The organism is Methylotenera sp., from assembly GCF_030653755.1.
Classification (GTDB): Bacteria; Pseudomonadota; Gammaproteobacteria; order Burkholderiales; family Methylophilaceae; genus Methylotenera.
Genome location: NZ_JAURYU010000017.1, coordinates 28,644 through 42,061, shown reverse-complemented (window position 1 = coordinate 42,061; position 13,418 = coordinate 28,644). Strand labels below are relative to the sequence as shown.

General features: G+C 42.3%; 15 protein-coding genes. 4 read left to right on the top strand and 11 right to left on the bottom strand.

The annotated features are described in order from the left end of the window. Nucleotides 1–10: 10 nt before the first annotated feature. The 4 genes from ybeY to miaB all read right to left on the bottom strand — a co-directional run bounded on the left by ybeY (nt 11) and on the right by miaB (nt 3,247). Nucleotides 11–448, bottom strand: a complete 438-nt coding sequence (gene ybeY, locus Q7U33_RS03585; protein WP_304858213.1) for an rRNA maturation RNase YbeY — start codon at nt 446–448, stop codon at nt 11–13. A gap of 9 nt (nt 449–457) precedes the next feature. After that, entirely contained in the window at nt 458–877 is a 420-nt protein-coding gene (locus tag Q7U33_RS03580) for a phosphate-starvation-inducible protein PsiE (RefSeq protein ID WP_304858212.1), read from the bottom strand. A gap of 91 nt (nt 878–968) precedes the next feature. Continuing rightward, nucleotides 969–1,916, bottom strand: coding sequence for a PhoH family protein (locus Q7U33_RS03575; RefSeq protein WP_304858211.1), 948 nt, complete (start codon nt 1,914–1,916; stop codon nt 969–971). A gap of 2 nt (nt 1,917–1,918) precedes the next feature. Then, a complete protein-coding gene (miaB, locus tag Q7U33_RS03570; RefSeq protein WP_304858209.1) occupies nt 1,919–3,247 on the bottom strand; it encodes a tRNA (N6-isopentenyl adenosine(37)-C2)-methylthiotransferase MiaB in 1,329 nt (442 codons plus the stop codon). Nucleotides 3,248–3,362: 115 nt separating this feature from the next. Between miaB and cysG the strand changes: the two genes are divergently transcribed. Continuing rightward, nucleotides 3,363–4,751 (top strand): siroheme synthase CysG, encoded by a 1,389-nt coding sequence (cysG, locus tag Q7U33_RS03565; RefSeq protein ID WP_304858208.1) that lies wholly within the window; start codon nt 3,363–3,365, stop codon nt 4,749–4,751. Between the two features lie 107 nt (nt 4,752–4,858). On the opposite strand, the gene Q7U33_RS03560 is transcribed toward cysG, so the two are convergent. Both Q7U33_RS03560 and ompR read right to left on the bottom strand, forming a co-directional pair. Then, nucleotides 4,859–6,166 carry a sensor histidine kinase gene (locus tag Q7U33_RS03560; RefSeq protein ID WP_304858207.1) on the bottom strand — a complete coding sequence of 436 codons (1,308 nt, stop codon included), beginning with the start codon at nt 6,164–6,166 and terminating at the stop codon, nt 4,859–4,861. An 81-nt stretch (nt 6,167–6,247) separates the two neighbouring features. After that, entirely contained in the window at nt 6,248–6,976 is a 729-nt protein-coding gene (gene ompR, locus Q7U33_RS03555) for a two-component system response regulator OmpR (protein ID WP_304858206.1), read from the bottom strand. A 377-nt stretch (nt 6,977–7,353) separates the two neighbouring features. Here ompR and Q7U33_RS03550 point away from each other — a divergent pair, with 377 nt between their 5' ends. Beyond that, nucleotides 7,354–7,866 (top strand): EF-hand domain-containing protein, encoded by a 513-nt coding sequence (locus tag Q7U33_RS03550; protein ID WP_304858205.1) that lies wholly within the window; start codon nt 7,354–7,356, stop codon nt 7,864–7,866. A 176-nt stretch (nt 7,867–8,042) separates the two neighbouring features. Here the strand turns inward: Q7U33_RS03550 and Q7U33_RS03545 are convergent, their stop codons facing one another. Next, nucleotides 8,043–8,309 (bottom strand): hypothetical protein, encoded by a 267-nt coding sequence (locus Q7U33_RS03545; RefSeq protein ID WP_304858204.1) that lies wholly within the window; start codon nt 8,307–8,309, stop codon nt 8,043–8,045. Nucleotides 8,310–8,380: 71 nt separating this feature from the next. Between Q7U33_RS03545 and Q7U33_RS03540 the strand changes: the two genes are divergently transcribed. Further along, entirely contained in the window at nt 8,381–9,511 is a 1,131-nt protein-coding gene (locus Q7U33_RS03540; RefSeq protein ID WP_304858203.1) for a GNAT family N-acetyltransferase, read from the top strand. 89 nt (nt 9,512–9,600) lie between these two features. Here Q7U33_RS03540 and Q7U33_RS03535 read toward each other — a convergent pair whose 3' ends face one another. Beyond that, on the bottom strand, nt 9,601–9,891 hold the full coding sequence (locus Q7U33_RS03535) for an EF-hand domain-containing protein (RefSeq protein WP_304858202.1): 291 nt from the start codon (nt 9,889–9,891) through the stop codon (nt 9,601–9,603). Nucleotides 9,892–10,190: 299 nt separating this feature from the next. On the opposite strand from Q7U33_RS03535, the gene Q7U33_RS03530 reads away from it, so the two are divergent. Then, nucleotides 10,191–10,607 (top strand): BLUF domain-containing protein, encoded by a 417-nt coding sequence (locus Q7U33_RS03530; RefSeq protein ID WP_304858201.1) that lies wholly within the window; start codon nt 10,191–10,193, stop codon nt 10,605–10,607. A gap of 92 nt (nt 10,608–10,699) precedes the next feature. On the opposite strand, the gene Q7U33_RS03525 is transcribed toward Q7U33_RS03530, so the two are convergent. From Q7U33_RS03525 to flhD, 3 genes are read right to left on the bottom strand one after another with little or no spacing between them, the layout of a single operon-like run. Next, nucleotides 10,700–11,533, bottom strand: a complete 834-nt coding sequence (locus Q7U33_RS03525; RefSeq protein ID WP_304858200.1) for a MotR — start codon at nt 11,531–11,533, stop codon at nt 10,700–10,702. Further along, a complete protein-coding gene (gene flhF / locus Q7U33_RS03520; RefSeq protein WP_304858199.1) occupies nt 11,526–12,872 on the bottom strand; it encodes a flagellar biosynthesis protein FlhF in 1,347 nt (448 codons plus the stop codon). The genes Q7U33_RS03525 and flhF overlap by 8 nt, the downstream gene beginning before the upstream one ends. A 12-nt stretch (nt 12,873–12,884) precedes the next feature. Further along, complete coding sequence (flhD, locus tag Q7U33_RS03515; protein ID WP_019897544.1) at nt 12,885–13,202, bottom strand: flagellar transcriptional regulator FlhD; 318 nt, start codon at nt 13,200–13,202, stop codon at nt 12,885–12,887. Nucleotides 13,203–13,418: the final 216 nt, after the last annotated feature.

Here is a 13,418-nt window from a genome sequence, read left to right as displayed (position 1 = left end):
AGTTGGCGTCCTATGTAATGAGATAGGGTGAAGCATACCCTAATTTCGTGACAATTGCAGTCTCTAAGCCTTCCATTAGTTCGGCTTGTGCGTCTGTTTCATGGTCATAGCCATGCAAATGCAAAATGCCATGTACCGTTAAATGGGCATAATGCGCTTCTAGGCTTTTATGCTGCGCCATTGCTTCAGTGGCAACGACTGGTGCGCAAATAATGATGTCCCCCATCAAGTGGGGGGCTTCAGTGAGCGGGAAAGTCAGCACGTTGGTTGCGTAATCTTTGCCACGATAGGTGTTGTTGAGCATTTTTCCTTCTTCAGCATCCACAATGCGGATTGTGACTTCGGTATCTACTCTTAGGGCGGCCTTTGCCCACTTGCGAAATTGGCTAGCAGTTGGCAGATTGCTAGCCTCGCTTGCATATTGAATGGAGGCGGCTAATTTAGGCATATAGTAAGCTTAATCATTCTTCGATTGTAAATCTGTGCCATCGGTGTACGGAAACTTCACATGTCCATAACGCACGACTAAAATAGCCAATGCAATCAATAAGATTGAGCCAGATAGCGCAAACATCGTCATTGCATCAAGCTCTTTGATATCGAGCACCAAGAATCGCGCCAGCGCAATAATACCAATATATAGCGGGTATCTGACTGGTAATTTTCCTGCGCTTAGGTAATGACTAAGCATGGACATTACTTCAAGATATAAAAATAACAGCAATAGGTCACCTACGTGAATAGTGCGCGCATCCCAGATATTTAGAATGGCCTGAAAAACGCCTAATATTGTCGCTAGGCCAATAATAATCAATACAAACTGCTCAACTGCACTTAAGCCCTTTTGCATGATCTTGCTGTATTTATTTGGTGTCATTTTTATTCCAAAATTATGCGTTGTTTTTTCGATTATACCTTGCTATACCTTAGGCATTGGCAATGCCAGTTTTTGGCATTATTTTAATGCATTACTCTCTGCGCTGCGATTCGTACTCTTCATAAGCATTTACGATTTTTTGAACTAGTGGATGGCGCACAACATCGCCAGATAAGAAGTGCGTCATAGCAATGCCTTTGATATCTTTGAGTACCTTTTGCGCTTCTACTAAGCCGCTTTTCTGATGTCGTTGTAAGTCAATTTGGGTGACGTCACCAGTAATCACTGCTTTAGTACCAAAGCCGATGCGCGTCAAAAACATTTTCATCTGTTCTGGTGTTGTGTTCTGCGCTTCGTCTAAGATAATAAAGCTTTGATTGAGCGTGCGTCCTCGCATGTAAGCCAGTGGTGCTACTTCAATCGCACCGCGCTCAAACATTTTATTCACGGTGTCGTAGCCAGCTAAGTCATATAGCGCGTCGTATAGTGGGCGTAGGTAAGGGTCTACTTTTTGGTTTAAATCGCCAGGTAAAAAGCCTAAGCGCTCACCAGCCTCAACTGCTGGGCGCACTAACACAATGCGTTTTACGCGGTCGCGCGTCATGGCATCTACGGCACAGGCAACAGCTAAGTAAGTTTTACCAGTACCCGCTGGGCCAATGCCGAAAGTAATATCATGGTCTTGTATTTGTTGTAGATAGGCTACTTGGCGTGGCGTACGGCCATGTAAGTCGCCTCGGCGCGTCATCAGCACTGGCATAGCCGTTGTAGCAACGTCTTCAGGTTTGAGCTTGTCTATTTCTACTAAGCCTAATTGAATATCTTCTAGTTCAATCGGTTTTTTTGCACGGCTGTAAAAGGTTTCAATCAATTGAGCGGCAAGTCGCACGTTATCGAGCTTGCCACTGAGGTTAAATGTACTACCACGGCGATTAATATTCACCTCAAGTGCGGTTTCAATTTGCTTGATGTTTTCATCCAGCGGCCCGCACAGGTTGGCAAGTCGCGCATTGTCTTCAGGGGTTAAGGTAATTTCCATGGTTATACAATCTCGCCAATTAAGCGTCTTGGGTTAGAAACATCGGTAATTTTCACGTTCACAAACTGATGTACCAAGCTTGCATCACCTGCGATATCAACTACGCGGTTATTATCAGTTTTGCCAGCGAGCAAACTAGCATCCTTCCATGAGGCTCCTTCAATCAACACGCGTTGCGTTGTGCCTAGCATTGCCTCAGAAATTGCTTTAGCTTGAGCTTCGTTAATTGCTTGTAGTTTATCTAAACGCGCTAGCTTGGTTTCTTGTGGCGTGTCATCTTTCAGGAAAGCAGCAGGCGTACCAGGGCGAGGGCTATACAAAAAGCTAAAGCTTGCATCAAATCCTACATCCTGCATCAGTTTCACGGTCGCATCAAAGTCAGCTTCTGTTTCACCTGGAAAGCCAATAATAAAATCGGACGTAAACGTTAAATTAGGATTGGCAGTTTTTAGTTTACGGATAATCGACTTAAATTGTAGCCCTGTGTAATTACGTTTCATGGCCATGAGTATGCGGTCACTACCAGCCTGTACTGGTAAATGTAATTGCGCTGCAAGTTTTGGCACGGTTGCAAAACAGTTAATCAAACGCTCATTCATTTCATTAGGGTGGCTGGTAGTAAAGCGAATGCGCTCAATTTGTGGAATTTCTGCAATCATTTCAATCAGCATGGCTAAATCAGCATCCACACCATCATATTCTGTGCGGTAGGCATTAACGTTTTGGCCTAGCAGGGTAATTTCTTTCACCCCTTGTTCTGCAAGTTGTACGGCTTCAGTCAGAATGTCTGCAAATGGGCGAGAAACCTCTTCCCCTCGTGTATATGGCACAACACAAAAACTACAATATTTGCTACAACCTTCCATAATGCTTAAAAATGCACTGGCGCCTTCCACTCGTGGCGGAGGTAAATGATCAAACTTTTCAATTTCAGGAAAGCTGATATCCACTTGTGAAGTGCCGCTTGCTTGCTTGTTTTTAATCATTTCTGGCAAGCGGTGTAAAGTTTGCGGGCCAAATACTACATCCACATAAGGCGCGCGTTTAATAATATTGTCACCTTCTTGCGAGGCCACACATCCGCCCACGCCTATCACTAGGTTGGGATTTTTTTCTTTGAGTGGAATAAAACGACCAAGGTGACTAAACACTTTATCTTCCGCTTTTTCGCGTACAGAGCAAGTGTTGAGCAAAATAACATCTGCATCCTCAGGCGTCAGCGTCTCTACCATGCCATCTGATGCAGACAACATATCTGCCATCCGAGATGAGTCGTACTCGTTCATCTGGCAGCCGAAGGTCTTAATAAAAACTTTTTTAGGTGTGTTCAAGGTGTTGTAGCCAAAGCTTAAAATATGATTTTAACGTATTTGCTCACTTGCCTCACGCAAAGTTGGTGACTAAAGGTAAAATGATTAACTTAACGAATAAATAGTTATTTAAAACATGCAAGCACTCCCAATTTTTATCAATATTACCAATCGATTATGCATTGTGATTGGCGGCGGTGATGTCGCAACGCGCAAAGTTAGCATGTTGTTAAAAGCCAATGCTGCAATTACCTTGGTTTCACCAGAAATATGTCATGAGCTACAGGCGCTGGTAGATGATGGCAAAATTCAATGTATTCAATCTACCTATCAAAAACAGCAGCTCGATGGTGCATGTTTGGTCGTTGCTGCAACAGACGATGAGTCGGTGAACGAAGCAGTTTCACTCGATGCAAAGTCATTGAATATCCCGGTTAACGTCGTTGATTCTCCAGCTTTATGTACATTTACGATGGGGTCTATTATCGAGCGTAGCCCAGTCGTGATTGCTGTTTCTAGTGAGGGCAATGCTCCTGTATTAGCGCGTTATATTCGGACAAAAATTGAAACCATGTTGCCCGCTGGTTATGGGCGTATCGCTGGCATTGCTGGTGAATTTCGCGATAAAGTAAAAGCAAAGTTTACCACTACGCAAGCGCGTCGTCGATTCTGGGAAGATGTGCTGCAAGGCGCCTTAGTAGAGCGTGTTTTGTCAGGTCAAGAACAATCAGCACGCGCTTTATTGCAAGATTTAATTGATCAAGAAAATATCACCACTAACAAAGGTGAGGTATTTTTGGTGGGTGGCGGGCCTGGTGATCCAGACTTACTCACATTCAGGGCGTTACGGCTGATGCAGCAGTGTGATGTATGTGTCTACGATAAATTAGTAAGCCCAGAGGTGATGGAGTTAGTGCGCCGTGATGCTGAGCTGATTTATGTTGGTAAATCGCGTGATCAGCATACCCTCCCGCAAGAGGAAATAAATGCCTTGCTTGCTAAACTTGCTTTGCAAGGTAAGCGTGTACTCCGCTTAAAAGGTGGTGACCCCTTTATTTTTGGTCGTGGTGGTGAAGAAATTGAAACATTGATGGAGCACGGCGTTCCATTCCAAGTAGTGCCAGGCATCACGGCGGCTAATGGCGTTTCTAGCTATGCAGGAATCCCGCTAACACACCGTGATTATGCGCAGGCTTGCTTGTTTATTACTGGGCACTTAAAAGATGGTAGTTTAGATTTGGATTGGCAAGCGATGGCCAGACCAAGACAAACTGTGGTCATTTACATGGGTTTAGTGGGTTTAGCGCAAATTTGCGAGCAGTTAATTAAGCATGGTGTTTCACCAGATATGCCTGTGGCTGTGGTGCAGCAGGGTACAACGCAGCGTCAAAAGGTAGTCGCAGCTACTTTGGCAGATTTATCTGAAAAAGTGATCGAAGCTGGCTTAAAACCACCATGTCTCACGATTATTGGTGAGGTCGTGCATCTGCGCGAGAAATTGGCTTGGTTTGAGCCTGGTGTGTAGTGCTTTTATTCACTGCCACTTTTTGTGAATGACTTATTTCAATAGATCATTCATTGCTGAGTCATCAATGATCTAGTTACCAATTAAAAGCGGTAATGTGTGTTGCGTTAGTTTTTTATTGGGATGCTGAGGCGAGCCTCTAAGCCACCTTCAGGGCGGTTGATGAGCTCAAGCTTACCACGATGCAGTTTTGCAATACGCTCTGCAATCGCTAGGCCTAAACCACTGCCTCCCGCATTACTACGAGCGGTATCAAGCCGCTCAAATGGGCGCAATATTTTTTCTAAATGGGTTTCTGGAATACCAGGCCCGTTATCAAACACGCTAATTACAATGCAGTCTGCTAATATTTGGCTACTTACCCGAACTTGCCCGCCACCATAGTTGTAAGCATTCCCCACTAGGTTATCAAGTAGCCGCTGCATGGCAAGTGGCTTAATTGGCACTTTGTAAGTAGGCGCTAGCTGAATCACTAAATCACGTCCAGCTCGCTCTTGCCTATCATGTAGACCTTTTAGCAAGGTGTTGATGTCTACCATCAGTGTTGGCTCGCCCTCGGTGCCGCGTACAAAGTCTAAGAACTGATGGATGATGTTATCCATGTCTGCAATATCCTGCACCATACCAGATTTCAGATAGCCACAATCTTTTTCAGGCAGCATTTCTACCGCAAGGCGCAGTCTTGCTAAGGGTGTGCGAATATCATGAGATACACCAGCAAGAATAAGCGTTCTCTCCGCGTCTAGTTCTGCGAGCGATTCAGCCATCTTGTTAAAGGTGGTGCTTACTTCGCGAAGTTCTGTCACGCTATCTTCTGGTAATTTTTCTGGGCGCTCACCTTTACGTAATCTATCGGCTGCGCTTACCAGCAAATTAAGTGGTTTATTAATGCGAGCAGCAAGTACATAACCACCAGCTAAAGATAAGCTTAATACTAGGCCAACCCAACCCAACCATTGCCATGGGAAGGCTCGTTCTACATGTACGTTTGGGATCACTACCCAAAAATCATCTTGATCTATGCCAAAGCTGACCCATAATCCATCTACTCCATAATGATTAGTGGTGATAATCGTTTGTTCACCTAAGCGCTCACGGATTTTATCTGCCACCATGTTAATAAATGGGTCATCTGGCAGAGGGGCAATTTCTTCCATAAAGTCTGCGTAATAAATACGCACACCCTCTTTTCCAGTTAACTCTGAAAGCAATGCTAAGCGAAGGTTTTCTTGAGATGCAATTAAGGATGCGCGTGTATAGTTTACAACGGTAACCGCTTGTAATGCAGTTGCTTGGGCGCGAGGCTCTCGCTCGAAATACTCAAAAATCTTTAGAGATGCAAACTGACCTATCGCTAATAGTAGCGCGATGAGTAGCATAATTCTTGAGAGTAGTTTTTTTGGTAAAAGGCGCAAAGATGTTGGCTTTAGTAAGAAAAGTTAGCATTGCGTCAAGTAGTCCTTGTTTTTAAGGTAGTTCGACGCATTAATTTTTGACTAATTGTCCGCTTCGCCATCTGGTATAAATACGTAGCCAAATCCCCACATGGTTTGCAGATAGCGCGGGTGCGCAGGATCAGGCTCAATCAGTTTACGCAAACGCGACACTTGCACATCAATACTTCGATCATAAACGTCTAACTCACGTCCACGTGCTAATTGCATGAGTCTATCCCGTGATAGTGGTTGGCGCGGGTGGTCGACAAATACTTTCAGTAATGCAAACTCACCGCTAGTGATCGCGATAGCAGTACCTTGGCGACTTAAAGAGCGTGTTGCTGCATTAAATACAAAGTCACCAATCGTAATGTTCTCTGCATTATTTGCGGGTGCGCTCGGTACTAAACGTTCATGCCTGCGTAGTACTGCATTAATACGAGCTAATAATTCTCTCGGATTAAACGGTTTTGGCAAATAATCATCTGCGCCCATCTCAAGGCCGATAATTCGATCTACTTCATCGCCACGCGCTGTTAGCATCACGATAGGCATCATGGTTGCACTCCCGCGCATTCTGCGGCAGATAGATAAGCCATCCTCACCAGGCAACATCAAGTCTAGTACCAATAAATCAATAGCATCATTGTTAAGGATGCTGTCCATCTCTTTGGCGTCATTTGCTGTTTTGACAGTAAAGCCTTGCTCAGTTAGATAGCGTTGCAACAGTTCACGTAAGCGCACATCATCGTCTACGACTAAGATTTTTTTATTTTGATCGGCCATCATTATGTTTAAACCTTAATTTTTAATAGAATGATACTGAAATGGTATTCATTACAATATTATTTTCAATAACTGTAAAGTGTATGCTAAATTTATATTTATATTCAATTTTATGTGATTAAACTTTAAATTTTATTGATAGTCACATGTCACATATCGTAAAAATTTACAATTTCTTACAATTTCACCTTTAAATGAAACATTCAATTAACAAACGTGCTTCATGATAATGCAAATTAAATTGTAATGCTCAACATTGGAACCTTGATTCTTTGGATTTGATCTTGCTAAACAATATGTCATTGACCAAGTATGCGTGCCTAATTTTGTGCATGGGCTTAAGCTTTTCTTTAAGTCTTAATGCTGAAAGTAGAAACAATTTGTCTGCAACAACAGACAAGTCTAAGCGAGTTGCAGAAGATGAGCGTCTTGCTGAAGACGACAGTAGAATTGATGGATACCAAAAAACGCTTAATTTAAACTTTAGCCCTGAACGTAGGGAAATGTTACGTAAGGCGCTTGAAGAATATGCGCGCTCCATTGATCCAAGTCATGACCAAATTGAAGAACGCAGACGTGCAATGCAAGAAAGTATTGAGGCACGTTTTTTTGAAGCGGATACAGATAACAACAGTACAATAGATCGACAAGAAGCGACAGAAAAACTGCCTCAAATTGCTAGACATTTTAACAGTGTTGATACCAATCAGGACGGTGTAATCTCTTTAAATGAACTGGTCGAAGCACAGGCAAGGATTCTTGAGCGCCGCAGAGCAGCTGAAGCTGCGATACAGTTAGAAAAGCAAAAGAGAATGATTGAAGCTGAAGCGCTAGAAGAAGCTAAAGCCAAAAACAAGCAAGCAACTAATGCGCCTAAAAAAAAGTCACTATAGAGCATCCATAATAGTCAATACGCTAACGCAACTGCAATTCAATTAGTGATTATGTTGATTTAACTGACATCACTATCATCATTATTTCCTTAGTTTTTAAAGTTCGAGAGGCGCGGAGCAAGTCACCGAGCGAGATAAAATGTAACCGTTAAGAGCGTGTCCGTGTAATATATGCGTTAAGCGAGCATTTTTGGCTTGTCAGTGAAATATGCCAGCTGATTTAGCTTGCCCATATAATATATGCGCTGAAGCGCATTATTCACACGCCAAAGACGCAAGGAACGAAGAATGCGAGATAATCTGCGATATGCAGCGAGGTTGCTAAAACCTTTGGTTGCGGTGTAGGCTAATTCACCAGCCGATGTTAAGCCACTGAAAGTGGCGGTCGAAACCAAAAAACTGCGCAACGCAGCAAGTTGCGCGCGCAGGCAATTATTCCACATTTCCTTAGTATCTATACTTTTGCTCTATTGATTCATGCATAATTAGGCATAAATCAATTTGGTGCTTATATATGGCGTTAAGGCTAGAAGTTGTAGACGGTATTGCTCAACTTCCTGTTGAGGCATGGGATGCTTTAGTCGGTGATATGCCGTTGCTGAGCCATGCTTTTTTAAGCGCTCTAGAAATCTCAAATTCTGTAGGTGTAGGGACTGGATGGCAACCTTGTCCGTTGTTGTTGTATGACGATGCGCAATTAATAGGGGCCATGCCACTCTATATAAAACATCATTCTTATGGTGAATATGTGTTTGATTGGACATGGGCTGAAACTTATGAGCGTAGTGGTTTGTCATATTATCCTAAGCTTGTTTCATCTATTCCATTTACACCAATCACTAGCGCACGCCTTCTCACAAAGTCCACGGATTCGAAGGTGCTGTTGATCAATGCCTTGTCGCAAATAATGCGGAAAAATAAAATGTCATCGGCACATGTGTTGTTTCCAGATGATGATTCTGCACAGTCGTTTAAAGAAGCTGGCTGGCTGCAGCGACATGGCGTACAGTTCCGCTGGCAGAATCAGCATTACTCGGATTTTGATGATTTTCTGAATCAATTAAGCCACGATAAGCGTAAAAAAATTCGGCAAGAACGAAAAAAAGTGGCTGCTTCAGGTGTGGTGTGTCGGTCAATTAAAGGCGCTGAAATCACCACTGAACAGTGGGATTTCTTTTATCAGTGTTATGAAAATACCTACTTTGAACATCGATCTTCACCATATCTAACACGAGAATTTTTCCAAATTATCGGTAAAAATATGCCGCAGAATATTTTGTTGATGATGGCTTACTTGGGTGAGCAACCAGTCGCAGCAGCTTTAAATATTTATGATAAAACTACGCTATATGGGCGCTACTGGGGATCCGTGCAATATGTTCCCAATTTACACTTTGAGCTTTGTTATTATCAAGCACAAGCATTTTGTATTGATGAGAAAATTGAGTATTTTGAAGGTGGTGCACAAGGCGAGCATAAGCTAGCGCGTGGATTTAAAGCTAGATCCACTAGTTCTTTTCATAAAATTGAGAACCCAGACTTTGCTGTTGCTATTCAAGAGTTTGTAGCGCAAGAGTCTAAAGGACTTGCCGCATATACAAATGAGCTTGATGAGCGTGCGCCATTTAAATCTAAAGGCAACTGATAATAAGTAGATGCTGAATCATCAATGATGAAAAGTGTAGAGGACTCAGCATCTCATAGCCTTTTACATGCAGGTTGATGCTATTGATATTAAGGTTTTTTCTCGTCTTTAGAGTGGCGATGACCTGCACCCTCATGCGCGGCCTTATGTTCATCCACATCAATTTTGCCGTCTTTATTTTTATCTAGTTTAGTAAACATTTTTTCAGCACGTGCCTGATGCTTAGCCATAAATTCATCACGCGAAATTGTGCCATCACTGTTAGTGTCTGCCTTGTGGCAACTCTGCTTATCTTCTTCGCCTCCATGATGATCGGCATGCGCGGCTTGGACTAAGCCAAATAATAAGGTGCTCGTTAATAGAATCTGTGTAATTTTCATAATTCTTCCTTTTTCATGACTAAAAAGTAACTGCTGGGTTAACTAACGTTGCAGTGGAGTGTTCTGTTGACAATTTATATATGGAATAATTTCGTTATGAGCCGAGATAGTGCAAAACTAATGGGCTTCGAATGTTAATCATTATAAATGCTACCTGCTGAGTATTGGCTTGAATGATGAGTGTTGACGAACTTGGCGCTAGGTTGGTGGGTCATATCCGTGCTTAAACTGATAAGAAATTAGTAGGGGTGCATTCCAAATATGGTCGATACAAGTAGTAATAGATTAAGTGTTATTTTATGATTAGGTTGTTATATAGCAGTCAGGCTGCACATGATATTACTGAGCAGGATATTACTAATATTTTAGAGCAGTCTCGTAAAAACAATCTTGATGCGGACATCACTGGTGTATTAGTGTACGGCGGTCATTTGTTTATGCAAGTATTAGAGGGGCCTGAGCTTGCTGTGCTTAAAAAGTATGTCACTATTTGTGAGGACCCACGTAATAGTCTCAGTAAGATTATTTATATTTCATATACTGATAAAAGAATGTTTGCTGATTGGTCAATGGGTACGATTCAATGTGAACCAGTCGCCCTTCAAAAAATATTTGACTTAAATTCAAGAGCAGCAGAAACGATAGCCCCCGAGAGCTTTAGGGAAACCATGCGTGATTTTTTACGAAGATTAAATAGTGCTAAAAAAGACCAATAGACTTTTTGTCATGCCGTACGAATAAGGTGGTGAATGAAAAGTGACTCCATTTAATAGGAGCCACTTTTATTTTGTAAATTTGGTTAAAACTTCTAAATCATAGCGCCGCTACTATGCAGCATGTCTATATCTGAGAGCCGTGGGCTTTTGCTGTTTAAGCGTTGAGCAATTTGTTTAAATGCATTTGAAGCTGGTGTAAGCGGAAATGCATCGATAATAGGGCGGCCGAGTTTTGCGGCTTTACCTAAATGAACATCGGCTGGAATTGCACCAAAAAACTCCAATTCGATTTGCATAAAACGTTTAGCAACTTGCGAAATGTTCTTAAATACTACTTCAGCTTGTGCATCATTGGCATCATCTACAATAATGCCAAATGAGCGTCGGCCAAGTTGGCTGCAAATGCGTTTAATGAGGGTGTATGCATCTTTAATAGATTCTGGATCTCGTGTGAGCTGAATCAGAATATCGCTGTCATTGAGTGTTTTTAATGGCAATAAATCATCGCTATTTAATGTTGCATCTACCAATACAATTTCGTATTGCAGTACTAGCTCATCAAATAGTTGGTTCAATACTTGCCCTGCATCGTTATTAAGCGGGGTGCTTACCTGATTTTTTGGTAATAATTTGGCGACTGTAAGCTCTTGCTTAGTGGTTTTAATCGCTACTGAGAATGATGCAGATGTTTTTGCAACTTCAAATAAAGTCGGTGTTTTATCAACTTCATAGCTAGCCTCACGCGTGCCGCTTGATGCGTGCACAATCAGCACATCGTTGCCTTGTGCGCGGATAGACGCAGCTAGGTTAATCATCATGCGTGATTGATCCGTAGCAGAGGCTGAAATAATAGACACTACACGTGGTTTTGGCGCAGCCATAATGCGGCGTAAGCCTGCCGCTTGGTCATTCTTAAAACTAACCACGGCTAGTCTCTGTAGATAAAGTATTTACAGATTGTCTGGTATTGCCCATGATAAAAGGCAGTTCTTCATTTTTGAACTGTAATGAGCGACCATCCGCACCAATTTTTAAAGCTTTTTGAATCAGGTAGCTCTTATTTGCAAGATGAATATCTTCAGGCACACGTTGACCATTAGCTAAGTAATAAAGCTTTAATTTGCCTCTGATAATAACGTCTAGCACACCACCAATCGTGACCGCCTCATCAAGCTTGGTGATGATCGTACCATCCAGCCCTTTGCCTTTGTAAGCTCTAATCACATCGGTCAATGTTTCACCAGTGCTAGTCGCGTTGAGGCATAACAGCTTTTTAATGCGAGAGTTAGTGTTTGATAACATGGCAATTTGCTCAGTTACCATCGTGTCGCGCTGACTCACACCGACCGTATCAATTAAAATGGTACGTTTGTTTTTTAGCTCGTTTAAAGCAATTTTAAGGTCAGCTTCATCTTTAACAGCATGCACCATTACGCCAAGAATTTTACCGTATATTCTTAATTGTTCATGACCGCCGATACGATACGCATCGGTGGTAATTAAGCCTAAGCTTTCTGTGCCGTGCTTCATCACATAGCGCGCGGCAAGCTTAGCGGTTGTGGTTGTTTTGCCAACGCCAGTAGGGCCGATTAATGCAAAGATGCCACCTTGGTCTAACATGCCAATTTCATTTGGAATACTATCCAGATTCTTACCCAAAATAGATTTAACCCAAGCCAATGCTTTTGCTTCATCAAGATTTGCTGGTAGTTTTTCCGATAACATTCTCGCTAATGCTGCACTAAAACCTGATGACAGCAATATATTCATTATTCGTGTTTTTGTTGGGTACTGCTGTTGCACATTGCTCCAGGCAATGGTGGTAAGCTGTGATTCAAACACGTCACGCATACTGCGCATCTCGTTTAAAATCTCAGTCATCTTTTGGCTAGCATCTAACATAGACGCCTGCATAAATGTATCTGGGGCAGCTTGTATTTGCGCTACTGGAGCCTCTGGCTCCATCATGCTCGGTGCAAATTGCTGTGCTTGGTTAGTATGAAAACCTTCAATTTTTTTATTAATCACAGAGATTAACGCAGATGGGCTATCTTCACCAAAACCTTCTGTATGGTTGCGATATGATGCCTCCATCATAGCTGCATTATCAACAATCGCATCTAAGTCTTCTTCCTTCAACGCAGTGATTCTATTTCCGCCCTCTACGGCACGGTTAGATAAAATAATGGCATCTTCGCCCAGCTCCATACGCACTTGTTTAAGTGCATCGCGAGAGTTAACGCCAAAAAATTGCTTAATATTCATACTAAATTCTAACTAGGAAATTTGCTCAGCCGATTGACTAGCCAGCAGAACAGATGTGTGTAAATGCGCCTGATCGCGATCTTTTGAATAGTTGGTCAGCATGCCCAGCACTGCGCTGTCATCAAATCGGAAACGCGTCAGCATCATATTGGTGCTGCTCAGCTTCACAACCTGCATATTGCTTAGGCTTTCCAGCAAATCGGCAATCTCTTTACTGATGCCTAAAAGGAACATCGCGGTCGCTTTATCTGAGCTGATGAGTTGCTTTGCCATCATCAAATAGTTGAGATTTGCGTCCTTAATTTCAGACATCATATCCTTTACATTCATTTTGCTTCCTAATTCGTTGTTTCTATTAAAAAAACCGTGTGTCTATTGGCTTGGTGAAATGTAACTCTTTAGGCTGATTCAACCAATGGGCGGTCGTCTATTTGTTTTGTAGGTGTTTGTCTTACGTTGAAAGGGGTAGGGGTAATTATTATCATAAAACGGTGAGTTAGTATTCTTAAATTATGCAACCAAAAGGTCTAACCTATGCAAAGAGGA

What these genes read in the sequence shown, in the direction of transcription:
- ybeY (WP_304858213.1), bottom strand. Translation starts at nt 448, where the DNA reads ATGCCTAAATTAGCCGCCTCCATTCAATATGCAAGCGAGGCTAGCAAT.
- Q7U33_RS03580 (WP_304858212.1), bottom strand. Translation starts at nt 877, where the DNA reads ATGACACCAAATAAATACAGCAAGATCATGCAAAAGGGCTTAAGTGCA.
- Q7U33_RS03575 (WP_304858211.1), bottom strand. Translation starts at nt 1,916, where the DNA reads ATGGAAATTACCTTAACCCCTGAAGACAATGCGCGACTTGCCAACCTG.
- cysG (WP_304858208.1), top strand. Translation starts at nt 3,363, where the DNA reads ATGCAAGCACTCCCAATTTTTATCAATATTACCAATCGATTATGCATT.
- ompR (WP_304858206.1), bottom strand. Translation starts at nt 6,976, where the DNA reads ATGATGGCCGATCAAAATAAAAAAATCTTAGTCGTAGACGATGATGTG.
- Q7U33_RS03545 (WP_304858204.1), bottom strand. Translation starts at nt 8,309, where the DNA reads ATGTGGAATAATTGCCTGCGCGCGCAACTTGCTGCGTTGCGCAGTTTT.
- Q7U33_RS03540 (WP_304858203.1), top strand. Translation starts at nt 8,381, where the DNA reads ATGGCGTTAAGGCTAGAAGTTGTAGACGGTATTGCTCAACTTCCTGTT.
- Q7U33_RS03535 (WP_304858202.1), bottom strand. Translation starts at nt 9,891, where the DNA reads ATGAAAATTACACAGATTCTATTAACGAGCACCTTATTATTTGGCTTA.
- Q7U33_RS03530 (WP_304858201.1), top strand. Translation starts at nt 10,191, where the DNA reads ATGATTAGGTTGTTATATAGCAGTCAGGCTGCACATGATATTACTGAG.
- flhF (WP_304858199.1), bottom strand. Translation starts at nt 12,872, where the DNA reads ATGAATATTAAGCAATTTTTTGGCGTTAACTCTCGCGATGCACTTAAA.
- flhD (WP_019897544.1), bottom strand. Translation starts at nt 13,202, where the DNA reads ATGAATGTAAAGGATATGATGTCTGAAATTAAGGACGCAAATCTCAAC.